We start from the raw sequence: 23,939 nt of genomic DNA, 5'->3' as shown, positions 1-23,939 counted from the left end.
TCCCCTCAGGGGTGCACTGCGTTACGGTGACGGCGTGTTGAGACGGCGACTGAGGCTGCCTGTGGCCGCGGGTGCGAGCCTGTTGATCGCTGCGTCGGCTGCGGTGACCGCCCCGACCCAAGCGACGGCGGCGCCGGTCGCGGACGACTCGGTGCAGGTGACGATCGACTCGTTCACCCCGGCGATGCCCAAGCCGGGCGACTCGGTGACGATCACCGGCAAGGTCATCAACAAGAGTGCGGTCACCTTCGACAACCCGCAGGCGATCGCCTGTATCGACAGCAAGCGGCTGACCACCCCTGAGCAGCTTGCCGCCATCTCGCCCGAAGAGGACGAGGCGGCCGACGACAACTCGTCCTGCGTCCGCCGCAAGGTCATCTCCGAGTCGACCGCCTACCTGCCGCTCGGTGACCCACTGGCACCGCAGGCGTCGGTGCCCTTCAAGCTCGTCGTCCACTGGCAGGAGTGGGGCCTTACCGAACAACCCGGCGTGTACGTCGTCGGCGTCGCCTTCCGCGGCAATCCCAGCGACCGCCAGAGCGAGCGGGCCACCGCCGGCCAGGCGCGGACGCTGATGCCGGTGATCAGCAAGACCGCCATGCCGCGCCGGGTGAACACCGCCTTGGCCATTCCGTTGCGGCACCGCCCGACGCTGCTGGCCGACCACCTCTTCCTGAACGACTCGCTGGCCGAGTCGATGGCCCCGACCGGTCAGCTCGGCAAGTTGCTCGAGCTCGGCAAGAAGCAGACCGTCACCTGGCTGGTCGACCCGGGGATGATCGACGAGGCCGTCACGATCGCCGGCTCCGACTACAAGATCGCCACCGGGACCGGCCGCAGCAAGCCCGGTACCGGCCGGGCCGTGGTCAAGGCCTGGCTCGACGCCTTCAACGAGACCCGCAAGCGCAACCCCGTCGTCCTGCTCCCGTACGCCGATGCGGACATCGCCAGCCTGGTCGCGGCCGGGAAGGCGGCCGAGGGGCTGGTCAACAACGCGCGGTCGATGAGCGCGCAGTACCCGCTGGGCCTTCCGGAGCCGGCGAACCCGTCCGGGCTCTGGCTCGAGGGCGGTGAGGTCAGCGCGAAGACCCTGACCGGTGGAGCCTTCGGCTTCGCCGGCCAGCGCGGCGACGAGGTGAACCTCCTGTCCAGCTCGGGCTGGGCACCGAGCGAGCGGTCGAAGCTGCTGACCAGCCCGGTGGTTCACGTGCTGACCCCGGCCGGCCCACCGAAGTCCGTCCGGGCAGTGATCGCGGACTCCGACCTGCTGGCCGGGGGCCCCGACCCTGCGACGGCGACTCAGCCACTGCAGTTGCGGCAGCGGTTCGTCGCCCAGACCTCGTTGCTGGCCGGCGCCGGCAGGGGTCCGGCGAGTGTCGTCGTCGTACCGCCCGACAGCTGGAAGGACGATCCGCGGCCGATCGCCGCCGTGCAGCAGGCGATGACCGCTCCGTGGATCACCGCGGTGGGGATCAACCAGATCACTGACAGCAATCCGCGACCGGTCGCTGCCCCGGCCGCGCCGGCCGACGCCCCTGGCCTGAGCGACGATCAGCTGGACAAGATCAAGGACCTGAACCAGTCCGCGAAGACCTACCAGGAACTGCTCAGCACGGCCGGCGAGATCCCGGCGGACATGAAGCAGGCCCTGGTCCGGAGCACCTCCCGGCAGTGGGAGGCATCCCCCGAGGACGCGGGGCGCTTCGTCGACTACCAGCGCAAGGCCGTCTCCACCCTGCTCAAGCAGGTCCGGCTGGTCAGGAACAACACCAAGGGTCATCAAGAGGCCATCAAGGTGAACCTGTCCGGCAGCAAGGGCAGTTTCCCGCTGACCGTCGAGAACGGGCTGGACGTGTCGATCCGGGTCAAGCTGGTGGTCACCTCCACCGGCAACCGGAACGACCTGCGGATCGAGACGCTGAGCACGAAGATCCTGCCGGCCGGCCAGAAGGGCACCTTCCAGGTCAAGGCGAGCGCGGAGCAGAACGGCCTGATCAACGCCAAGGCGCAACTGGTGACGGCCGGTGGCGATCCGGTCGGCGATCCCCAGCCGCTGCTGATCGAGGCCGCGCAGTACGGCAGCGTGGGCTGGATCCTGGTCGGCGCCGCGGTCGCGCTGCTGTTCGGTACGTCGATCGTCCGGATCTACCGGCGGGTGCGTTCCGAGCGGCGCAACCCGACGGAGCCCGAGCCCGAGGCGGACGCGCTGCACCCCGAACCGCTGCCCACCGAGGACCTCACCCCGGGTCCGGAGGGCGACGAGACCCCCGAAGTACCAGCACCGGCGGCTTCCGATCGGAGCGAGCTGGAAAGCCTGAAAGAAGGAGTCGGTACGAAGGATGGCTGACCGCACCCTGCGCTCCGCGGCGGTGATGGCAGCCGGAACGGTTCTGTCACGCCTGCTCGGATTCGTCCGGATCGCCCTGCTCGCGGCCGCCGTCGGCACCGCGCTGCGCGGCGACATCTTCACCGCCGCCAACACGATCCCGAACAGCCTGTACATCCTGCTGGCCGGCGGCATCTTCAACACCGTGCTGGTCCCGCAGCTGGTGCGCGCGATCAAGAACCACGAGGACGGTGGCCGGGACTTCACCAACCGGCTGCTCACCTTCGGCTTCGTCGTCCTCGCGGTGGTTACCGTCGGCTGCGTGCTGCTGGCACCGCAGATCGCCGGGCTCTACCTGCCCGAGGAACTGCACGACCCGTCGCGGGCCTCCGAGCGCGCGTCGATGATCATGTTCGTCCAGCTGTGCCTGCCGCAGATCTTCTTCTACGGCGCGTTCGTCCTGGTCGGCCAGGTGCTGAACGCGCGCCGTCGCTTCGGCCCGATGATGTGGGCGCCGATCGCGAACAACATCGTCGCCTGCGCGTCGATCGTGGTCTTCCTGCTGATCTACCGGGCCGGCGACACCCCGCCGACATACTCCGACCGCGAGGTGCTGCTCCTCGGGCTCGGCCACACCTTCGGGATCGCGATCCAGCTCCTCGTCCTGCTGCCGTACCTGAAGGCCAGCGGTCACAGCTATGCCCCGAAGTTCGGGTTGCGCGGGACCGGCCTCGGGCAGACCGCCAAGCTCGGGATCTGGACCGTGCTGTTCGTCGCGGTGAACCAGGTGACCTTGGTCGTGGTCACCAAGCTGGCCATCGCCGGTAGCGCCTCGGATGCTCCGGGCGCGAAGGCCGGCCTGTTCGCGTACAGCACCGCGATGCTGATCATCCTGGTGCCACACGGCATCGTCACCGTCTCCCTCGCGACAGCGGCACTGCCGCAGATGTCGTCGCTGGCGGCCGAGGGCGACGTGACCGAGGTGGCCCGCCTGTCGGCCCGGTCGATCCGGCAGACGCTGGCCATCGTCGTACCGGCGGCTGCCGCGATGATCGCGTTCGCCTATCCGATCGTGACGCTGATCGCCGGTTACGGCGCCGGTAAGAACAACCTGCAACTGATGGCCTACACGCTGATGGCGCTGGCGCTCGGGCTGGTGCCGTTCACCGTGCAGTACTTCCAGTTGCGCACCTTCTACGCGTTCGAGGACACCCGGACGCCGTTCTTCCTGCAGTGCGTGATCGCCGCGACGAACATCGCGGCCGCCGTGATCGGGGTGCGGGTCCTGCTCGACGAGGACCACCTGCGGTTCAGCGGTGTCGTGCTGGGTGCTGCCTACGCGCTGGCTTACCTCGTCGCCGTCCTGATGTCGCGGCGGGTGCTCGCCCGCAAGGTGCCGCGGGTGACCGGTGCGGGAATTGGTCTACCGCTGCTCGCCATGGTGATCGCCGCCGTGGCCGGGGCGGGCCTCGCCCGGGTGGTGCTGTCGGTGATCCGCGCTGCCACCGACTGGTCCGGCCCGCTGGCCGCCGTACTGGAGCTCGCGATCGCCGGAATCGTGATGCTTCCGGTGTACGTCGGGGTGGCGCGGGTACTGCGTATCCATGAGGTCACCGACGTGGTGGCCATGGTCACATCCAAGCTGCCGGGGCGGCCCAAGAGGTCCTGATCGGCTCGCTTGTGCACTCGTGCACCCCTTGTCCGGTCAGTGGGGCATTAGCATGGGGCTGCGATCGGACCGCCAAGCCGCTCGCAACCGCTGTACCGCCGGTTCGGGCCGCCCGACCGGATCCGGAGCGGAGCCGCAGGACGACCAGTGCATCGAGGAGGGCGAGAGACACCGTGTCGAACCAGACCGTCAGTCCTGGTGCCCTGCTCGCCGGCCGCTACCGGATCGCCGAGTTGCTCGCGGAGATCGACGGTGCGCGGGTCTGGCGAGCAGTGGACGAGGTGCTCAGCCGAGCCGTTGTGGTGGATGTCCTGCCGGTTGGCGACCCGCGGACCAACCTGCTCTTCGACGCCGCCCGGCGCGCGGCCGCGGCCGCGGATCCGCGCTTCCTGCGCGTGCTCGACTGCGACATGCACGAAGGCGTCACGTACTGCGTCCGCGAGTGGGCCGGTGGACGGCCACTGGAGCGGATGCTCAGTGCGGGACCGCTGACCGGCCAGCAGGCCGGGTGGCTGGCCCGCGAGGTCTCCGAGGCTCTGGAGAACCTGCACCGCACCGGCCATTCGCACGGCTCGATCAGCCCTTCCACTGTCGTCGTGACGGATGCCGGAGCCATCAAGGTCGTCGGCCTCGCCACCGAAGCCGCGCTGCGCTCGACCGGCCCTGGCTCCCCGGAGGAGGACGTCCGTGCGCTCGGGGAGCTGCTGTACGCCTCTCTGACCGGGCGCTGGCCTGGACCTGCTCCCGCGTGGGGTCTGCAGCCCGCTCCGGTGGAGCACGGCCGGCTCCTGAGCCCCCGCCAGGTGCGTGCCGGCGTACCGCGGTCCCTGGACGACATCACTGACCGGCTGCTCGGCGACCCGCCGCGCCACCACTCCGTACCGATCACGAGTGCCGCCGGCCTGTCGGCTGCGCTCTCCGGGGTCATCGGCAGCTCCCACGAGCCGCCGGCCCAGATGGACGAGACCGTCGCGGTGGCCCGGCAGAACGGCAGTGTCGACGACGCGACGCAGATCGCACCGGCCATCCAGGCTCCGCCTGCCATCGACCCGACACCCGCGATACCGGAGTACCAGCAGAGCGCGTACGCCGAGAACAACGGTCGCGTCGCGCCACAACCGGCGTACGCGACCGCGGCAGAGACCCGTCCGGTGCCCCAGCAGCCCTCGTCGGGACAGAACGGCCACGGCCGGCGCAAGCCGCCGCCTGACGAGCCGAAGCCGCGCGGCAGCTGGGGTGGCCGGATCCTGATCCTGCTCGCCGTCCTGGCACTGCTGTCCGTGGTCGCGATGGCACAGTTCCTGGTGAAGGGCGCGATCAACAAGGACCAGGGCAACGACACCAAGACCAGCAAGCCGCCGGTCGCCTCGACGCCTTCGCAGGCCGCCGGCGGACCGGCGAAGATCGCCGCCGCCAAGGACTTCGATCCGGACGGCGACAAGAAAGAGCACCCCGAGGACGTCGAGAACACCTACGACGGCAAGGCCAGCACGACCTGGACGACGATGTCGTACAAGAAGCGCCCGGACTTCGGCGGCCTCAAGGACGGGGTCGGCATCATCTACGACCTCGGTGCGGTCACCGACGTCTCCAAGGTGACGGTCGGCCTGGTCGGCGAGGGCACCAGCCTCTCGCTGATGGTGCCCAAGTCGGATCCGAGCGCGTCGGCGCCGGACGTCAGCGGCTGGAAGGCCGCCGCCTCGCTCGAGGACCAGGGTGAGCAGGCAGTGCTGACGCCGGCGGCGCCGGTCAAGACCCGGTACGTGCTGGTCTGGCTGACCAAGCTGCCGAAGGAAGGCAGCGGGTACCGCGGCGAGATCTCGGAGGTCACGGTTCAGAAATGACCTCCGAAACAGATTCGAGCCGCTTGTCCCCGCCACCCGGGGCGGACATCCCGCGGATCGGCCAGCCCGACCCGGTGGGCGGTCCGATGGCGCCGCCACCCGGGTACGACTCGATGGACGACCACGAACTGCTCCGGCTGCACGTGTCCGGCAACCCGGACACCTTCGGCATCCTGGTCAAGCGGCACCGGGACCGGATGTGGGCGGTGGCGATCCGCACCCTCGGCGAGCCCGAGGAGGCGGCCGACGCCTTGCAGGAGGCCTTCATCTCGGCGTTCCGGCGGGCCGACTCTTTCCGCGGCGACGCCAAGGTGACCACCTGGCTGCACCGGATCGTGGTGAACGCGTGTCTGGACCGGATCCGCCGCCGGCAGGTCCGCCAGGCCGATCCGCTGCCGGAGGACGAGGACCGCGCGGCCGAGCTGGCCGGGCCGGTCGAGGAGGACGCCGCCGAGGTCCGCGAGCGCCGGCTCGACGTACTGAACGCCTTGAAGCAGATCAACGTCGACCAGCGCAGCGCACTCGTCCTGGTCGACATGGAGGGCTACTCGATCGAGGAGGCCGCGGCGATTCTCGGCTGCGCTCCGGGCACGGTGAAGAGCCGGTGCGCCCGCGGGCGGGCCCGGTTGCTGCCGCTGCTCCGGCACTGGCAGACCACCCGCGGCGGGTCCGGCGTACTGGACAAGACCGCGACAGGATCGGTGGGAACCGAATGAGGCGGCGTCTCGTCGAAGCGGAGTCGCCACCCTGCGACCCCGTGATCGCCGACCGGAGCATTTCACCGATGACCACACTGCGCACCTCCCGTGAGGAGGCGAGAACCCGATGACCGAATCAGGTCTGCCGACCAGTGAGCACCTCGAGCACCTGGACACGGACACCATCGCCGACCTGATCGAGAACCTGCTACCAGCCCCCGAGGCCCATCGGGCTCGTGAGCATGTGAAGGCTTGCCCGGACTGCCAGCAGACGTACGACGCCTTGGTCCAACTGACCGAAGACCTCGCCGACGAGGGCCGCGCGGACATCCCGATGCCGACCCACGTCGCCGAGCACCTGGACGCCGTCCTGGTCTCCGAGTCCGTACTACGAGCCTCCACCGTCGGTGTGCACTCGCTGGTCCAGCTGCGGGAGGAGCCGCGCCGGCATCTGCCGAAGCTGGTCCTCGCCGCCGCCGGCGTGATCGTGGTCGCGGCGATCGGCGTGGGAGTCGTGATCGCTACGGGCGACCAGGGCAAGAAGGGCGTGGCCGGGATCAACCCGACCGTGCCGACCGATTCGGTCCCGGCACTGACCAGCGATCAGGTCGGCCCCAACGTCCAACGCTGGCTGGAGAACGCCAACGGTCCCGTGCTGCACGCCGGCCAGGCTGAGGTCGAGTGCGCCCGGAAGTTCGCCACTGACCGGTCCGGTGGTGCGCTGCGGCTGGTCCAGCAGGCCAAGGTCGACGGCAAGCGCGCGACGGTGATCGGTCTGCAGGGCGGCTCGCAACGGGACATCCAGGTCACCGTGGTGACCGGATGTAGCGGTGTGGCCGGCGTCGCGGCGCCGTTCTACGAGACCTCGGTGACGTTGCGTAAGCGGTGACCCCGTGCGGTGAGGCGGGCCGCGTCCACTCGGTGAGGCGGCGGCATGCCCTCAGTGGCCTATGGGTACCGTGGGAATGGTCGGCCTCTAGGATCCGTTGAGTACGACGTAATGACCGTCTCGACGACACCGAGGAACGCCTGTATGAGCGAGGCAGCAGTCCGCAACGTCATCATCATCGGCTCCGGCCCGGCCGGCTACACGGCCGCGGTCTATGCCGCCCGTGCCCAGCTGGCGCCGCTCGTCTTCGAGGGCTCCGTCACGGCCGGTGGCGCGCTGATGACCACCACCGAGGTGGAGAACTACCCGGGCTTCGCCGAGGGCATCATGGGCCCGGCGCTGATGGACGAGATGCGGACCCAGGCGGAGCGCTTCGGCGCCGAGCTGGTCGCCGACGACATCGTCGCCGTCGACCTGACCGGTGAGATCAAGGCCGTCACCGACTCCGCCGGGACCGTGCACCGCGCCAAGGCCGTCATCCTGGCGATGGGCTCGGGCTACCGCAAGCTCGGCCTGCCGGACGAGGAGCGGCTGTCCGGCCACGGTGTGTCCTGGTGTGCGACCTGCGACGGCTTCTTCTTCCGCCAGCAGGAGATCGCCGTGATCGGCGGTGGCGACACCGCGATCGAGGAGGCCACCTTCCTGACCCGGTTCGCCGACAAGGTCACCATCGTGCACCGCCGCGACGAGCTGCGGGCGTCGAAGATCATGGCCGAGCGCGCGTTCAGCAACGACAAGATCGAGTTCGCCTGGAACTCCGAGGTCGCCGAGATCAAGGGCGACGACAAGCTGACCGGGATCGTCATCCGGGACACCGTCACCGGCGAGACCCGTGAACTGCCGATCACCGGACTGTTCATCGCGATCGGTCACGACCCGCGCTCCGAGCTGGTCAGGGGCCAGGTGCGCCTGGACGAGGAGGGTTACGTCCTGGTCCAGAACGACAGCACCCGGACCAACCTGCCCGGTGTGTTCGCCGCGGGCGACCTGGTCGACCACACCTACCGCCAGGCCATCACGGCCGCCGGCACCGGTTGTGCCGCAGCCCTGGACGCCGAGCGGTTCCTGGCCACGCTGGAGTTCGAGGCGACCGCCGCGGCCGCCGAGGCCACCGAGCCCGTCACCGTCTGAGTTCCGACCACCACCACTTCGAGCAACAACCCCTTAAGGAGATCGCCGTGGGCGAGAAGATGAACGCAGTGACCGACGCCGAGTTCGACGCGACCGTGCTGAAGAGCGACAAGCCGGTCCTGGTCGACTTCTGGGCAGAGTGGTGCGGTCCGTGCCGTCAGGTCTCGCCGATCCTGGAGGAGCTGGCCGGCGACCACAGCGACAAGCTGACGTTCCTGAAGATGAACGTGGACGAGAACCCGGTCACCCCGAGCAACTACCGGGTGGTCTCCATCCCCACCATCAACGTCTACGTGAACGGCGAGCTGGCCAAGTCCATCGTCGGCGCCAAGCCGAAGGCCGCGCTGCTCAAGGAGCTGGCCGCGTTTACAAGCTGACGCAGTACCGGGTGACTTCACCGGCTGAGATACTGCTTTGACGTTCGGTAACGAACGTACTTCCGCCGCACGGCAAGGAGCATTGATGGCAGCCTCCCAGGGCATCTACCGAATCGGCGACAGCGGTGAGGCCGTTGCCGAGATCATCGGAAAGCTTCAGCGGCTCGGGCTGCTGGAGCCAGGTGGTCACTCCGTCTACGACGAGGCGACCGCCAATGCCGTGCGGGGGTTCCAGCAGCAACGCGGACTGATGATCGACGGCATCGTCGGTCCGCAGACGTACCGTGCGATCGACGACGCACGTTGGCGGCTGGGCGACCGGCTGCTGACGTACGTCGTCTCGCATCCGCTCACCGGCGACGACGTCCAGGCGCTGCAGGCGAAACTGCAGGAGCTGGGCTTCGCGGTCGCCCGCGTCGACGGCATCTTCGGAGCGGACACCCAGCGCGCGGTGACCGAGTTCCAGCGCAACATGGGCCTGCCTGCCGACGGCACCTGCGGCCCCTCCACCTTCAAGGCGCTGCAGCGGATCCGCCCGATGGCGACCGGTGGCAGGCCCGACGCGTTGCGGGCGTCCGAGGCTGTTCGGGCGGCCGGTCCGCGACTGTCGGGCAAGACCGTCGTGATCGACCCCGGGCACGGTGGCTTCGACTACGGCTGGGAAGGGTTCGGGCTGCGCGAGTCCGACGTGGCCTACGACCTGGCTTCCCGGATCGAGGGCCGGCTGGGCGCTACCGGCGTACGGGCTTATCTGTCGCGGGGGCGGGACCAGGGGCCGGACGAGTTGGCCCGGGCCGCGTTCGCCAACGAGACGGACGCCAACCTGTGCGTCTCGCTGCACACCGACGGTTCGATGAACCCGGAGGCGCAGGGCGTCGCGACGTACTACTACGGCACCGACCTGCACGGCGCCTCGTCCAGCGTCGGCGAGCAGTTCGCCGGCCTGGTGCAGCGCGAGATCGTCGCGCGGACCGACCTGCTGAACTGCCGCACCCACCAGAAGACCTGGGACCTGCTGCGCCGCACCAAGATGCCCGCGGTCCGGCTGGAGATCGGCTACGTGACCAACCCGCACGACGCCTCGCGACTGGCCGACCCGGCCTTCCGGGACGTGATCGCCGAGGCGATCGTGGTCGCGATCCAGCGCGTCTACCTCCCGCCGGAGCAGGACGCGGCCACCGGCATGCTGCGCCTGGGCCAACTCACGGTCTGACGTTCAGGGCGGATCGGACTGTCCGACCCGCCCTCGAACTCAGACGGTCTGCCGCTCCTGCTCAACCGGTACTACGTCCGCCGGCTCCTCGCGCTCGAGGGCGATGGACGGGAGCAGGCGGTCGAGCCAGCCCGGGAGCCACCAGGCGCTGGGGCCCATCAGGCGCAGTACGGCGGGCACGATCACGCAGCGGATCAGCAACGCGTCGAGCAGGACGGCGACCGCGAGGCCAAGACCGAATTGCTTCAGCATCCGGTCGGGGCTGAGCAGGAAGGCGCCGAAGACGACGATCATGATCGCGGCCGCGGCGGTGATCACGCTGCCGGTGTTCGCGAGCCCTTCCTTGACAGCCTCCCGGGCATCGCCGGTCCGCCGCCACTCCTCGTGCACCCGGGAGATCAGGAACACCTCGTAGTCCATCGACAGGCCGAACACGATGGCGAAGATCATCACCGGGACGAACGCCTCGATCGGCCCTTCCTGCGCGCCGAACCAGCCCTGCTGGAAGACCAGCGTGATGACGCCGAGCGAGGCGCCGATGCTGAGCAGGTTGAGGACGGCGGCCTTGAGCGGAATCAGTACTGACCGGAACACCGCCGTCAGCAGCAGGGCGGACAGCCCGACCACGATGAGGACGAAGTACGGCAGCCGGTTGCTCACCGCACCGGCGAAGTCGTCAGCGGCCGCGGTCGACCCACCGACCAGGTACGTCGCGTTGGTCTGGCCGGCCAGATGCGGCAGCGTCTCTTTGCGAAGGCGCTGGACCAGATCACTCGTCGCCGCGTCCTGCGGTGCCGACTTCGGGAACACCAGCACAGTGGAAACCTTGCCATCGGCAAGTTGTTGCGGAGGCGTCACTGCGGCGATACCCGGATCCGTTGCCAGCTTGGCGTTCAGGGCCTGCGCCGCCGCCGGCGACCCGTCCGCGACGACGATCAGCGGACCGTTGAAGCCGGGCCCGAATCCCTTCGCCAGCAGGTCATAGGCCTTGCGGCTGGTCTTGGCCGGGTCGTCGGTACCGGCGTCCGCGAAGCCGAGCCGCAGGTCGAGCGCCGGCAGGCAGAGCGCAACCAGGGCGGCGGTTCCGAGCACCAACGGGATCCACGGACCACGCTGAACGATCGTCGCGAGCTTGCGCCAGCCGTCGCCGGGGTGCCGCCGCGACTTGGCCGCGTGCTTGCGAACACTGCGCTCGATCCGCTTGCCGAACAAGGTGAGCAACGCGGGCAACAGACTCACGGCCGCCAGCATGGTCATCAGCACCGTGACGGTCACACCGAGCGCGAGACCTTGCAGCGAACCGAGTCCGAGAGCCAGTAGACCCAGCAGGGCGATCACCACGGTGCAACCTGCGAACAGGACGGAACGGCCGGCGGTGTCGAGTGCTATCCGGCTTGCCTGCGGGCGTTCGGCTCCCTTGAGCAGCTCGCTGCGGTACCGGGAGAAGATCAGCAGCGCATAGTCGATGCCGACACCGAGACCGACCAGCATCATCACCGGAGCCGTGTAGTCGGGGATCGTGAAGACGTGAGAAGCCAGCACCAGCAGGCCTAGCGTGCTGCCGACGGCGAAGACGGCGGTCAGCAGTGGAAGGCTGGCGGCGAGCAGGGAACCGAAGAGGAAGACCAGAATCACCAACGCAGCAAGGATTCCCGCGCCCTCCGACGCTCCACCGCCGCTCTCCTGAGCCTCCCGGACCAGGTCACCGCCCAGCTCGACCTGCAGCCCGTCGCCGGCGATCTCCTGTGCCTTGTGGATGATCGACCGGACGTCCTCGGCCGGCATGTCCGCCGCGGGGACGTCGAGCTGGACGGTCGCGTACGCCGTCTTGCCGTCTGTCGACAAAGAGCCATTCGCGGTGAAGGGGTCGGCGACGCCACTCACGTGCGGCAGCTTGCCGACCTCCGTCAGCATCCCGCCGATCCGGCTCTTCTCCGCGGCCAGCCCACTCTCGTCGTGCACCACGATCTGGACCGACTCGGTCGCACCCTGCGGCTGGTGCTCGGCGAAGGTGTCGATCACCCGCTGCGAGTCCGTCCCCGGCAGCGAGTTGTCGTTCTTGTAGGCATTGCCGATCAGCGCCGACCCCGCCGTCACCGCGACCAGGGCCACCACCCACAGCGCGACAGCCAAGCCCGCCCGGCGCATCGCCCAGCCCGCCACCCGATGCAACATCTCGGATCCTTTCGTGCGCGTCTACATGTAGCTCATCTACATGTCGTCTAGCGACGGTAACACGCTTATGAGTAGACTGCCTACATGAAGGCGGATGCGCTGCGCGGGCACCTGGACCCGATGATCCTGGCCGTGGTCGAGTCGGAGCCGCTGCACGGTTACGCGATCATGGAGGCGCTGCTCGAGCGCAGCGGCGGCGAGCTGGACCTGCCGACCGGCACGCTCTACCCGGCGCTGCGGCGACTGGAGCGGGCCGGCTACCTGGCCAGCGAATGGAGCACTGTGGGCGGACGCAAGCGGCGTACGTACCAGCTGACGTCAGCCGGCGAGAAGATGCTCGCCACCGGCAAGTCCGAGTGGGCGACGTTCCGCGCTGTCGTCGAAGGCGTCCTGCAGCCCCGGCCGGAGCAGCCTAGGCCCGAGCAGGCCTAGGTCTGAGCAGGTTCAGGCCAGCCGTAGGCAGCGGTGGGCTGAGCGGCTGACAAGCAGCAGCGGTGCGATGACGAAACCACTGACCGCGCCGAGCCCTGCCGCGCCGTTGCCGTGCACTGTCGCGCTGGTGATCGCAAGCAGCAGCCCGATGAGGCTTACCGCGGCACAGCTCGACAAGGCGAACCGTGCCGTCAGCTTGGTCGCCCGATCGCGGACCAGGGGAACACGCAGCCCGATCCCGGTGGCGACCAGGGCGAGAACGCTGCCGGCCATCGCCACCATTCCGACCAGCTGCACCAGGTCGTTCAGGAAGAGGACGAGCGGATTGTCCGAGACAGGCTGCTGGTTCCAGCTCCAGACACCCTCCAGCCACACGATCGGCTGAGCGAGCATCACGAGGACCAGCAGGACCGCAGTACGGCGTCCCTGTGCGATCCCGAGCTCCGAGCGGTAGCCCGGGACGACCTCGGCCAGGTCGCCGAAGTCGGCCACCGCCCGCTCGGCCGCTTCGCGGGGACCGAACCCATCCGCTTCGTAGGCCTCCGTGGCGTCGACCAGGCTGTCCCGCGCCTCGGCCAGCAGGTCAGCCTTGCGGCGGCGCGGTCCCACCAGGGCGCGACTCAGTCCGGTCAGGTACTGCTCGACCGGGTCCTGGACGAGGGTTCCGTGGCTGGACACGGCTACCAGTATGGGGACTTCAACCCGGAATCACGTCCGGGACTCCACTGAGTCCTCCCTGGTTCGCCGGCTGTGCCGACTGACGAAGTACAGGCCGATGTAGGAGATCACCAACAGCGCGAAGCCGACGATCTCGGCCAGCCAGGTGTAGCCGGCCGGCCAGATGGTGCCGTCGAGGTAGTGCTTGATGTAGCCGCCGGCGTACGGCTCCTCGCCGCCCTTGCGCATCCAGTGCTTCTCCACGCCGGTCACCGGGCACTCGAAGTCGAGCAGAACGATGGTGATGTTCCACAGGCCGACGGCCAGATGGGCCCAGATCACTCGCCGCCACTTCCAGGCCAGGAAGCCGCCGATCACGAAGAACAGCAGGAAGGCGCCGTGCAGGATCATCATCCCGTCGGCCAGCAGCCGGTAGATCATGGCAGGTCCGTCCCGCGCTTGACCGTGTCACGGACAGCGGCGGGTGCCGGCCGGGCTGGTTCGGGCCGGATCGCGCCCATCAGGCGTTCGAGCGCGGCCTCCATCTCGCTGCGCCAGGTGACGGCCGAGCGGAGATCCAGCCGCAGGCGTGGATTGCGCGGATGATCCCGTACTACGGCGAACCCGACCGCCTGCAGGAAGTCGGTCGGCCAGACGCACCCCGGCCCGTCCCACCGGTTGTCGCCGAACGCCTCGACAGCCTTGAAGCCACGCTTGAGCACATCCTTCGCCACGGCCTGGACCAGGATCTTGCCGAGCCCCATCCCGAGGTACCGCGGCAGAATCCGCCCAGTCGCCAGTACTACGGCGTCTGGGCTGACGGGAGCGGTCGGGAAGGCCTGGGTCCTGGGCAGGTACGCAGCGGGCGCGTAGACCGCATAGCCGGCCGGGGAGTCGTCGACGTACAGGACGACTCCGGCAGTGCCCCAGTCGAGCAGCAGCTGGGAGAGCCAGGCCTCCTTCTCCAGCTGGGTGCCGCCGTTGCGGCTCGCCTGCCGTGCCGCGACCGGATCGAGCTCCCAGAACACGCAGGAGCGGCAGGGCACCGGCAGCTCGTCGAGATTCGCGAGCGTGAGCGGTTCCAGCCGTCGTGCCATCAGGAGATCCGTTGGCTCACCGGGCGGCCGGCGCCGGCGTCCGGGCGCCGGGGGTCTCGGCCGCCTCGGGGGCGACGTAGCGCTGTTGCACCTTGGCCGCGGGTTGCCGTCTGAAGAGTTCACCCGCGAACCCGGCGAGTACGCCGAGCAGTAGTCCGCCGAGCGTCCATCCGAACGCCTTGCCCACGCTCATCCGATCCTGCCTTCCGCAGCACTCCAGGTGGCGCCGAGGGCCGGTGACCGTCTCAGCCACCAGTCGGCACCATGGTCGAAGCTGCCCCTATAAGGCATGGTAGTGAGAGGTTGCACCGATCCACAGCCCGGGCGCGCGCTCGGCCGGTTCGGCGTAGCCTTGGTGCCTTCCCCGGCATGCCCCTCGTCGCCTGTTCTTGGAGTTGCTCCGTGAGTGCTGACCTGCCCGACGTCCGGCAGACCCGTCTCGACAACTACGTCGACCGGTACGCGGCACGGACCAAGGGCATGACGGCGTCCGAGATCCGGGCGCTCTTCTCGGTAGCCAGCCGCCCCGAGGTGGTCTCGCTCGCGGGCGGAATGCCCAATATTGCAGGGCTTCCGCTCGATGTGGTGGGCGGCGCGGTCCGCGACCTGGTGGTCGACCACGGCTCGGTCGCGATGCAGTACGGCTCCGGCCAGGGCGACCCGACGCTGCGCGACCAGATCTGCGACGTGATGCGGATCGAGGGGATCGACGCCCATCCCGACGACGTCGTGGTGACCGTCGGGAGTCAGCAGGCGGTCGACCTGGTCACCCGGGTGTTCTGTGATCCGGGCGACGTGGTGATCTGCGAAGCCCCGTCGTACGTGGGTGCACTGGGGGTTTTCCGGGCTTATCAGTGTGAGGTCGTTCACGTCGCGATGGACGACGACGGCGTCGTACCGGAGGCGCTGGAGCAGGCAATCGCCACCGTCCGGGCGGCCGGCAAGAAGATCAAGTTCTTCTACACGATCCCGAACTTCCACAACCCGGCCGGTGTCTCGCTGGCCGACTCGCGCCGCCGCAAGGTGCTGGAGATCTGCCAGCGGGCCGATCTGCTGATCCTCGAGGACAACCCGTACGGGCTGCTCGGGTTCGACGGCGGGCCGAAGCGCGCGCTGCGGGCCGACGATCGCGAAGGGGTCATCTACCTCGGGTCGTTCTCCAAGACGTTCGCTCCGGGTTTCCGGGTCGGCTGGGCCGTGGCGCCGCACGCAGTACGGGAGAAGCTGGTGCTGGCGCAGGAGTCGGCGACCTTGTGTCCGCCGGTGTTCAGCCAGCTCGCGATTTCGTCGTACCTGAGCCGGCACGACTGGCTCGGTCAGGTGAAGCAGTTCCAGGAGATGTACCGCGAGCGGCGGGACGCGATGCTCGCGGCACTCGCCGACAAGATGCCCGCGGCAACGACGTGGACCCGGCCTGGTGGTGGGTTCTACGTCTGGCTGACGCTGCCCGGTGGGCTGGACGCGAAGGCGATGCTGCCACGAGCGGTGACTGCGCGAGTCGCGTATGTGCCCGGGACGGCGTTCTTCTCGGACGGCTTCGGCTCGCAGTGCATGCGGCTGTCCTACTGTCATCCGACACCGGAGCGGATCACCGAAGGGGTCGCCCGGCTCGCCGCGGTGATCAACGAGGAGCTCGAGCTCCGGCAGACCTTCGGCCCGCTGAAGCCTGGCGCCGGCCGCGACTACGACGCTCCGGGTCCGGAGCTTAGCTAAAGGTTTACCGGGCTCCCGAGGGATCGGCCCGCGGGTAGCGGTACCGTTCAAATGGGCCTCGGGACCGGCGGCCGCCGGAGTCGCCCACGAGCGATCGGGAAAGTTTCTTATGAGTGATCTGGGTCGAGTGCTGGTACTGGCTGGTGGACTCTCGCACGAGCGGGACGTCTCGTTGCGCTCCGGGCGCCGCGTCGCGGACGCGCTGCGCAGTGTCGGCGTCGAGGTGGAGCAGCGTGATGTCGACGCCAGCCTGGTCGAGCGGCTGCGCAACGACCCGCCCGATGCGGTCTTCCCGGTCCTGCACGGCGTCACCGGTGAGGACGGCGCACTCCGCCAGGTCCTCGACCTGTACGGCGTGCCGTACGTCGGCGCCGATGCTGCGGCCTGCCGGACTGCCTTCGACAAGCCGGTTGCGGCGACGATGGTCGGTGCGGCCGGGCTGCACACGCCGCAGTCCGTCGTACTGGGGCACGACACCTTCCGCGAACTGGGCGCCGCCGCGCTGATGGAGGCCGTGGTCGGCCAGATCGGCCTGCCGCTCGTGGTCAAGCCCGCTCGGGGTGGATCCGCGCTCGGCGCCTCGATCGTGCGCTCGGCCGATGAGCTCCCAGCGGCGATGGTGAACTCCTACGCGTATGGACCGGTCGCGCTGATCGAGCGGTACATCGACGGTGTCGAGGTTGCTGTCACGGTGGTGGACACCGGCGATGGGCCGCGGGCGCTGCCGGCTGTGGAGATCCAGCCTGACTCTGGGTTCTACGACTACGAGGCTCGGTATACGGCGGGGGCGACGCAGTTCGTCGTACCGGCTCGGTTGAATGCCGCTGTCGCTCTTGCTTGTGCTGAGGCTGCCGTGACGGCGCATCGGGCGCTGGGGCTGCGGGACCTGTCGCGCTCGGATCTCGTTGTCGACGCGGACGGGCTGGTTTGGTTCCTCGAGGTCAACGTGGCGCCGGGGATGACCGAGACGTCGCTGGTGCCGCTGGCCGCCGAGGCCGCCGGGATCGAGCTTGGTGTGCTGTGCCGCGACCTGCTGGCCGCGGCCGCTGCTCGTTGAGGTCCTGATGCCCGTCGCGCCGACCACCTCGCCTGTGCCCTCGGTGCGACCGCTTTGGCGAACTGTGCTCACGCCGCGCTGGACCGGCCTGCTGCTGCTCGCGTTGGCGATCGCTTCGGTGATGTCGATGCTTGGTGTGTGGCAACTGGACGTCTACCAGTCGAAGACCGCCGCTGCGACGGCGAAGCGGGCCGAGGGTGCGCCGGTGCCGCTGCACACGCTCTTCACGATCGACGAGGGACTGCCGTCGAAGGCTGTCGGGCGCCGGGTGACGGTCGAGGGCGAGTGGGGGCCGGCTGTCGACCAGTTGTTCATCACGGACCGCCGGCTGGGTGATCGGGACGGCTTCTGGGTCGTGACTCCCGTCGTACTGGACTCGACCGGCAGCACGGATGACTCGAAGGGCGCGGTCATGGTGGTCCGCGGCTGGGTGCCGTCGGTCTCGGATCCGGCCGCGCGACCGCCGAGTGGACGGGTCTCGCTGAGTGGGGCTATCGCGCAGTCGGAGGCTCAGGACGCCTCGGGTGACGCCGCGAAGGGCCGGACGCTGCAGTCGCTGCGGATCCCGACGATCGTGCACCTGGTCGACTACCGGATCTACGACGCGTTCGTCGTACTGTCATCTATCTCTGCTGGCGCGCCTGCCGGCGAGGCGCCCGCGATCGTCCCGGCGCCCGCGCCGCCGACCGATCATGCCGGGTTGCGCAACGTGGCCTACGCCTTCCAGTGGTGGATCTTCGCGGCGTTCACGCTGTGGATGTGGGGCCGGATGGTGCTCGACGCACACCGCTCCGACCAGCTTGAGGACGACCTGGAGCCAAGCGGTACCGTTTCAGCGTGACCTCCCCTGCAGACCCCGCCACGTCCGCCAGCCCGCTCACCCCGGCGGTGAAGAGCGCCCTCACCCGGTACCGCGTGATCGCCTACATCGTCGGCGTCATGCTGCTGGTCCTGCTGTTCGTCGCGATGCCGCTGAAGTACCTCGGCGACAACCCGTCAGCAATGAACGTGGTCGGCCCGATGCACGGCTTCCTGTACGTCGTCTACCTCCTCGGCGCCTTCGACCTGGCCCGCCGCCTCCGCTGGCCCCTCCCCCGCCTCCTCCTGGTAGCCCTAGCCGGCACCATCCCCTTCCTCTCCTTCTACGCCGAACGCAAAGTAACCCACGAACTAACCCCCTCCTAACCCACCCCCACCGACCTCGCCGCACGCCTGCCTGACTCCGCGGCGCCCCTGCAGTCACTCAACGAACTCCGGCGCCGCCCGATCCGAACGACCAACCAACCCCGGCGCCCTCCGCTCTGTCGACGTGAGCGACCCCAGCGGTCCCCGCTCTATCCACGTGACCGACTCCGGCCGCGCCCGCTCCAATCATCTGACCGGCTCCGCGGCTGATCGCCTCGCGTCGACTACATGGCGGTGAGGCACCCGGCCGCCCTATCGGCCCGTCGGGCCAACCCCGCACTTCCGCCCTGCCGGCATCGTCCTCGCGGCGGCCTTCCGCTCTGTCCACGTCGCCGACCCCGGCCACACCCGCTCCAATCACCTGACCGGCTCCGGCCGCACCCGCTCGACCACCTGGCCGACTCCAGCGGCGCCGCCGGATCGCGCCCGGTCGACCAGGCGGCCGACGGCCGATCCGGTGGAGGCGCGCACCAAACCACCTCGCAGTACCGCTCTGCCGAGATCCCTCTCGAGGCAGCCCTGCAACTCCGCCTCGCCCCGGCCCTCCAATGCTTCGCGCGTCCCGTGTGCGACGCCACCACCACCTCCGGGCAACCGCAGAGCGATGTTTCACATGAAACATCGGCCCGAGATTCATCTCTAAAGCTCTATGTCGACAAATCCCGCCCAGCTGCTCAGAACTGATCTGACTCTCAAAAGGCGCCCAATAGTTCTGTGAGCGCCATCCTGAGCGAGCTCGACCTGAAGACGCACCGCGCTGATTCCATAGAAAACGCCCTGTGACATCACAGATGCCACAGGGCGGATGAGGAAGGTGCCCAGACTCAGGAGTCCCCGGCCCCCGTCGACTGCTCAGACCCCGCGGACTCCGAAGCGCCCTTCGTCGGGTCCATCAACGTGACGATCCGCTCCAGGTCGTCGATCGTCGCGAACTCAACGGTGATGCGCCCCTTGGTCTTACCGAGGTCCACCTTGACCCGAGTCTCGAACCGATCAGACAGCCGGTCCGCCAGGTCGACGAGCCTCGGAGCCACCGGCTTGTTGCGCCGCCGAGCCGGCGTCGGGTCATCAGCCGACATGTCCCCCATCGACACGATCTCCTCGACCGTGCGCACCGACAGCCCCTCAGCAACGATCCGCTGCGCCAACCGCTCAATGGCATCTCCACTCGGCAACCCAAGCAGCGCCCGAGCATGCCCCGCCGAAAGGACCCCAGCCGCGACCCGACGCTGCACCGACGCGGGCAGCTTCAGCAGACGCAGCGTATTGGAGATCTGCGGACGCGAGCGACCGATCCGCGTCGCCAGCACCTCCTGCGTACACCCGAAGTCGTCGAGCATCTGCTGATACGCAGCCGCCTCTTCCAACGGGTTCAGCTGGCTCCGGTGCAGGTTCTCCAACAGCGCATCGCGGAGCATGACATCGTCGGAAGTCTCCCGAACTATCGCCGGAATCGTCGTAAGCCCGGCCTCCTGGGTAGCCCGCCAACGACGCTCACCCATCACCAGCTCGTACGTCGTGTCGGTCAGCCGCCGCACCACGATCGGCTGGAGCAGACCGATCTCCTTCACCGAGTGGACCAGCTCCGCCATCGCGTCCTCGTCGAACACACTGCGCGGCTGCTTCGGGTTCGGCGAGATCTTGTCGACCTCGATCTCCGCGAACTCCGCCCCCGGCACCACGGCAAGCTCAGGCCCAGCCGGCACCGGCGGCGCCCCCGGAATCGAGTTCGACTTGCTCCCCAACGCATTCCCCGCCCCAGGAGCCGGCGTGCTGGGAATCAGCGCACCGAGCCCACGTCCGAGTCGCGTATTCATCGCCGCTCCCTAAGTCTCAAGTTCACCAATCCACCCATCCACATCCCCCGCCCCACAACCCAACTGCGCCACGGTATCCGGTCCCCCACCACCCCCACAGACCAGGCCCCCCGCCCATCTCCCGTTTCACGTGGAACACAACCACCCCCCACACCACCCTTCCCCACCCAATCCAACCCCAGAAACACTAACCTCCACCCAACCCCAACCTCCCACACCAACCACAAAACGACCCCGCGCCGCACTCTCCGACGACCGCCCAGGATGGGCCGAACTCGCACCTGTCGTCGACATCACGCCACCGAGTCGAGTAGCGGTGTCCCACCCGCGACCTCGCCCCGAACTTCAATGTCGCATCGCGGCGGCGTGGCTAACGCTGGCCAAGCCCAGTGCCAGTCGGCCTGGGTCGGCAACCGAACTCGTCACCCGCGCCGCCCCAGCCGTCGAACAGGCCGACCCCCGGCGCTCAGCTACGACGCCTGCAACTCGCGACATCGAGACCGATCGCGCCGGCGATGCCGCCCGCGCTGGGCAGACCGCCGACCGGCCCGCGGATCAGAACAGACCCTACAGCCGGCTGCTGATGCGGCACTGATGTCGGCTGGGGCAGCCACCGGCGTCGCGGTGCAGGCAGAGCGGGGCGGTGCGGGGCGGAGCGTCGCGGAGCGGGCGGGCGGAGCGTCGCGGAGCGGGCGGGCGGAGCGTCGCGGTGCGGGGCAAAGCGGTGCGGTGCGGGGCGCCGGGGACAAGACGGTGCGGGCAAGACAATGCGGCGCGAGCGAGGCGGAGCGCGGCGGAGCGGGGCATGCGAGGCAGGACGGCGCGGAGCAGGGCGGCACGGGGCTGGGCGGAGCGGTGCGGGGCAAGACAGTGCGGGGCGAGACAGTGCGAGGCGAGGTCGGGGCGATGCGAGCGGGGCAGCGCGGCGCGGTCGAAGCGATGCGGCGCGAGGCGAGGTGGGGGTGCGAGGCGACGTGGGGCGGTGCGGTACGCGACGAAGCGGGGTCGGCGCCGTCGACGTTTCAGAGGGCCAACACGTCTGGTGGCTGCCAGCACCCCGCGCACGCGCACCCCCCAAGGGCGGCCCGCTCAATACGCCCCCGCACGGTCCGCCGTGATTCCGCCGGGCGCAGCGCATATCCACTTGGCCGATCCGGATGTATTCATCGGCACCGGCACGTTTGCTCCTCGTCCCGAGCCGCTCCCCGTTCTTTCGAACTCACAGAGCCGCCCTCATGCCGAAGAAGTTCGATGATCCGAAGTCATCAGCTCATTGCGCCACGCAGCCCGCTACTCCTCCGGTCGCAGTCGCCCGCCGACCGCGTTCCCGCCCTTCCGTTTCACGTGGAACGTCGTCCAGTCCGACCCAGCGCCCACGCAATCAGCCCGGCAACCAGCCAGGAAGAGATCGCCCGTGCGATGCGTAGATACAACGCGCCGCTGCTCCCCTAAGCGCTGATCGACCTCTGTTTCACGTGGAACACGTCAGCCACTCTCGGAGTCAGCTGCAACTCGCGCGCTCAGGAGTCCCGCTACGTTTCACGTGGAACCACGACGGCTGCTCTCGACATGCACCGCGCCTGGTGCGCCCACTAGCCAGGACGCGCGGCGGAGCCATCCTTCCCGCAGCTGAAGCTCCAACCCATCTCGGACTGCGTGCTGCCGGCCTCAGAGTCGCGCGCCTCCGGCAATCACCTCGACCGTCACGCCCGCCCCGTCCTCTAGTACTCACCCTCGCCCGCTCCCGCGGGTTGACGCGCGGCATCCGGGCTCCGGAGCTGCCTCGAACAGAACCGGGCGTCCATGCAGCCGGTTCCCCAGTACTACGAACCACCGCGCCAGTCTTGGAGAACTCCTGGGATGCCTGTCGCGGCCGGCACCCTCGGCTGAGTCTCACCCGAGCACCCGCCAGACCGCTATCCGCGCCGCCCGGCCCGGCGGGCCGGCGTACGAGCGGTTCGGCGACGGGCCGCCGACGTACGGGCGTCCGAAGGGCAAGCGCCTGAGGGCTTGCGGCCAGCAGCCGGCATCGCTCGGTGGTTCGCAGCAGGCCGTCCGGCAACTGCCGCTCGTCGCGGGAGCTCTCCGGCTCGGTACGTGATGTCCGCTCCACTGGCGAATCTGGGTTCAGTGCCTCTGCCCTGCCGATGCCTGGACTGCGGCCGCTCGGAGTCGTCGCGCCGGCGAACTGGTAGAGCAGCCTGGAATCCACGTTCGCCGGACGCTTCCCGAGCACGCTGCGAAGAACCTGGCGTCCGGGCGGCCGCCGTCCTGGGTGCGGCGACCTCGGGTGGCGGTCGATGCGGCGGCGGCGGTGCTTGGGTCGGTTGGTGATCGCGGGGGTGCGCTGGCTTCTACTCGCCGTGAGTCGGTCGAGCGGCGCTGATGGCCGATGGGAGGGTGCGATGCTGTCCCCCCTCGCTGCGGAGGCGCCGGTTGGTATCTCGTTCTCAACTGGCTGTGGGAGGGCGATGCCTGGCGTCGCGTGTATCGAGTCCGAGAGCTGCGCCTTCTAGTAGACGCCGCCTGGCCGCGGCTCTGGGGGGTTATGCAGAACGGCCCGCCGGGAGTTGGCGGGCCGTTCTGGGGGTTGGGGTTGTTAGTCAGGAGGGGGTGTTGCGCATGGCTATTTCTCGGGAGGCTTCTAGGTAGGAGAGGGCGCCGGCGGAGGCTGGGTCGTAGGCCAGGACTGTTTGGCCGTGGCTGGGGGCCTCGGAGATGCGGACCGAGCGTGGGACCGCGGTGCGGAGTACGGCGTCCTGGAAGTGGCCTCGGACTTCGGCTGCTACCTCGCCGGCCAGTTTGGTGCGGGCGTCGTACATGGTGAGGAGAATTGTCGATACGTCGAGAGTTGGATTCAGGTGCGACTTCACCATGTCGATGTGGCGGAGCAGCTGGGAGAGGCCCTCGAGGGCGTAGTACTCGCTTTGGATCGGGACGAGTACTTCGCGGGCTGCGGTGAGGGCGTTCACCGTCAACAGGCCTAGTGAGGGCGGGCAGTCGATGAAGACGTAGTCGTACTTTTCGCCTGCAGCCTCTGTCTCGGCCAGGTGGGCGTCGAGGGCTCTCTTCAGGCGGCTTTCGCGGGCGACGATGCTGACCAGTTCGATCTCGGCGCCGGCCAGGTCGATGGTGGCCGGGACGACCACGATGCCGGGGTGCTCGGCGCAGGGGGCGAGCAGCTTGCTCAGCGGCTCCCCCTCGATGATCGCCTCGTAGACACCAGGGGTGCCTTCCGAGTGCTCGATGCCCAGCGCCGTCGACGCGTTGCCCTGGGGGTCGAGGTCGATCACCAGGATGCGTGCGCCGTACAGGGCCAGGCCCGCGGCGACGTTGACGGTGGTGGTGGTCTTGCCGACGCCGCCCTTTTGGTTGGCGACCACGAAGACCCGGGTCTCTGCGGGCAGCGGGAACTCGCGGCCCATCGTGCGTCCTTCATTCACCAGCAGGGTCCGTTCGGTGGCGGCGGCGATCGGAGTCTCGAGAAGTCGCCGCTGGAGCTCGTCCGAGGTGGCCCGCGCGGCGATCTGTGCGGCAGTCATAGCGCCCATTCCGATAGGTGCGGTACTTGGCCCGAAGAGGATGTCCGTGGGGGTCGGAGCGGGTTTGCCCCCAGGTTCATCCACAGGCACCTGTGGATGAATTCCCGCGTGAGGAGG

20 protein-coding genes are annotated in these 23,939 nt (G+C 68.9%); 13 read left to right on the top strand and 7 right to left on the bottom strand.

Annotated features, from left to right (window positions below; genetic code table 11):
* Positions 1-34: 34 nt before the first annotated feature.
* The 8 genes from AB0F51_RS10275 to AB0F51_RS10240 all read left to right on the top strand — a co-directional run bounded on the left by AB0F51_RS10275 (position 35) and on the right by AB0F51_RS10240 (position 10,147).
* Positions 35-2,347, top strand: coding sequence for a hypothetical protein (locus tag AB0F51_RS10275; protein ID WP_360276972.1), 2,313 nt, complete (start codon positions 35-37; stop codon positions 2,345-2,347).
* Positions 2,340-3,995 carry a murein biosynthesis integral membrane protein MurJ gene (gene murJ, locus AB0F51_RS10270; RefSeq protein WP_360276969.1) on the top strand — a complete coding sequence of 552 codons (1,656 nt, stop codon included), beginning with the start codon at positions 2,340-2,342 and terminating at the stop codon, positions 3,993-3,995. Before AB0F51_RS10275 ends, murJ begins: the two co-directional genes overlap by 8 nt.
* Positions 3,996-4,168: 173 nt before the next feature.
* A complete protein-coding gene (locus AB0F51_RS10265) occupies positions 4,169-5,839 on the top strand; it encodes a hypothetical protein (RefSeq protein WP_360276966.1) in 1,671 nt (556 codons plus the stop codon).
* On the top strand, positions 5,836-6,555 hold the full coding sequence (sigM, locus tag AB0F51_RS10260; protein ID WP_360276963.1) for an RNA polymerase sigma factor SigM: 720 nt from the start codon (positions 5,836-5,838) through the stop codon (positions 6,553-6,555). The genes AB0F51_RS10265 and sigM overlap by 4 nt, the downstream gene beginning before the upstream one ends.
* Before the next feature lie 109 nt (positions 6,556-6,664).
* The gene (locus tag AB0F51_RS10255) at positions 6,665-7,426 is read left to right on the top strand and encodes a hypothetical protein (protein WP_360276960.1); all 762 of its coding nucleotides are present in this window, start codon (positions 6,665-6,667) and stop codon (positions 7,424-7,426) included.
* 144 nt (positions 7,427-7,570) lie between these two features.
* Positions 7,571-8,557: a thioredoxin-disulfide reductase gene (trxB, locus tag AB0F51_RS10250; RefSeq protein ID WP_360276957.1), complete on the top strand. Its 987-nt coding sequence runs from the start codon at positions 7,571-7,573 to the stop codon at positions 8,555-8,557.
* Positions 8,558-8,616: 59 nt separating this feature from the next.
* Positions 8,617-8,934, top strand: a complete 318-nt coding sequence (trxA, locus tag AB0F51_RS10245; RefSeq protein ID WP_360277282.1) for a thioredoxin — start codon at positions 8,617-8,619, stop codon at positions 8,932-8,934.
* Between the two features lie 85 nt (positions 8,935-9,019).
* The gene (locus tag AB0F51_RS10240; protein WP_360276954.1) at positions 9,020-10,147 is read left to right on the top strand and encodes an N-acetylmuramoyl-L-alanine amidase; all 1,128 of its coding nucleotides are present in this window, start codon (positions 9,020-9,022) and stop codon (positions 10,145-10,147) included.
* 39 nt (positions 10,148-10,186) lie between these two features.
* Here AB0F51_RS10240 and AB0F51_RS10235 read toward each other — a convergent pair whose 3' ends face one another.
* Positions 10,187-12,322, bottom strand: a complete 2,136-nt coding sequence (locus tag AB0F51_RS10235; RefSeq protein ID WP_360276951.1) for an MMPL family transporter — start codon at positions 12,320-12,322, stop codon at positions 10,187-10,189.
* A gap of 84 nt (positions 12,323-12,406) precedes the next feature.
* Between AB0F51_RS10235 and AB0F51_RS10230 the strand changes: the two genes are divergently transcribed.
* Positions 12,407-12,754 (top strand): helix-turn-helix transcriptional regulator, encoded by a 348-nt coding sequence (locus tag AB0F51_RS10230; RefSeq protein ID WP_360276948.1) that lies wholly within the window; start codon positions 12,407-12,409, stop codon positions 12,752-12,754.
* A 12-nt stretch (positions 12,755-12,766) separates the two neighbouring features.
* On the opposite strand, the gene AB0F51_RS10225 is transcribed toward AB0F51_RS10230, so the two are convergent.
* The 4 genes from AB0F51_RS10225 to AB0F51_RS10210 are packed head-to-tail and all read right to left on the bottom strand — an operon-like array spanning position 12,767 to position 14,701.
* Positions 12,767-13,432, bottom strand: a complete 666-nt coding sequence (locus AB0F51_RS10225; protein ID WP_360276945.1) for a permease prefix domain 1-containing protein — start codon at positions 13,430-13,432, stop codon at positions 12,767-12,769.
* Positions 13,433-13,462: 30 nt separating this feature from the next.
* Positions 13,463-13,852 carry a DUF2784 domain-containing protein gene (locus tag AB0F51_RS10220; protein ID WP_360276943.1) on the bottom strand — a complete coding sequence of 130 codons (390 nt, stop codon included), beginning with the start codon at positions 13,850-13,852 and terminating at the stop codon, positions 13,463-13,465.
* A complete protein-coding gene (locus tag AB0F51_RS10215; protein ID WP_360276940.1) occupies positions 13,849-14,508 on the bottom strand; it encodes a GNAT family N-acetyltransferase in 660 nt (219 codons plus the stop codon). Before AB0F51_RS10215 ends, AB0F51_RS10220 begins: the two co-directional genes overlap by 4 nt.
* Before the next feature lie 16 nt (positions 14,509-14,524).
* The gene (locus AB0F51_RS10210; protein ID WP_360276937.1) at positions 14,525-14,701 is read right to left on the bottom strand and encodes a hypothetical protein; all 177 of its coding nucleotides are present in this window, start codon (positions 14,699-14,701) and stop codon (positions 14,525-14,527) included.
* Positions 14,702-14,910: 209 nt separating this feature from the next.
* Between AB0F51_RS10210 and AB0F51_RS10205 the strand changes: the two genes are divergently transcribed.
* The 4 genes from AB0F51_RS10205 (at position 14,911) to AB0F51_RS10190 (ending at position 18,463) form a co-directional block, all read left to right on the top strand.
* Positions 14,911-16,221 carry a PLP-dependent aminotransferase family protein gene (locus AB0F51_RS10205; protein WP_360276934.1) on the top strand — a complete coding sequence of 437 codons (1,311 nt, stop codon included), beginning with the start codon at positions 14,911-14,913 and terminating at the stop codon, positions 16,219-16,221.
* A gap of 109 nt (positions 16,222-16,330) precedes the next feature.
* Complete coding sequence (locus tag AB0F51_RS10200) at positions 16,331-17,278, top strand: D-alanine--D-alanine ligase (protein WP_360276931.1); 948 nt, start codon at positions 16,331-16,333, stop codon at positions 17,276-17,278.
* Positions 17,279-17,285: 7 nt separating this feature from the next.
* Positions 17,286-18,119, top strand: a complete 834-nt coding sequence (locus AB0F51_RS10195) for an SURF1 family protein (RefSeq protein WP_360276929.1) — start codon at positions 17,286-17,288, stop codon at positions 18,117-18,119.
* Positions 18,116-18,463, top strand: coding sequence for a DUF3817 domain-containing protein (locus AB0F51_RS10190; RefSeq protein WP_360276926.1), 348 nt, complete (start codon positions 18,116-18,118; stop codon positions 18,461-18,463). The genes AB0F51_RS10195 and AB0F51_RS10190 overlap by 4 nt, the downstream gene beginning before the upstream one ends.
* A gap of 824 nt (positions 18,464-19,287) precedes the next feature.
* On the opposite strand, the gene AB0F51_RS10185 is transcribed toward AB0F51_RS10190, so the two are convergent.
* Together AB0F51_RS10185 and AB0F51_RS10180 are read right to left on the bottom strand one after the other, a co-directional pair.
* Positions 19,288-20,280 carry a ParB/RepB/Spo0J family partition protein gene (locus tag AB0F51_RS10185; protein WP_360276924.1) on the bottom strand — a complete coding sequence of 331 codons (993 nt, stop codon included), beginning with the start codon at positions 20,278-20,280 and terminating at the stop codon, positions 19,288-19,290.
* 2,603 nt (positions 20,281-22,883) lie between these two features.
* Complete coding sequence (locus AB0F51_RS10180) at positions 22,884-23,822, bottom strand: AAA family ATPase (RefSeq protein ID WP_360276921.1); 939 nt, start codon at positions 23,820-23,822, stop codon at positions 22,884-22,886.
* Between the last annotated feature and the right edge of the window lie 117 nt (positions 23,823-23,939).

Origin of the sequence: Kribbella sp. NPDC023855, from assembly GCF_040639475.1 — a bacterium.
Lineage (GTDB): Bacteria > Actinomycetota > Actinomycetes > Propionibacteriales > Kribbellaceae > Kribbella.
This window is presented reverse-complemented; position numbering and strand designations above follow the sequence as displayed.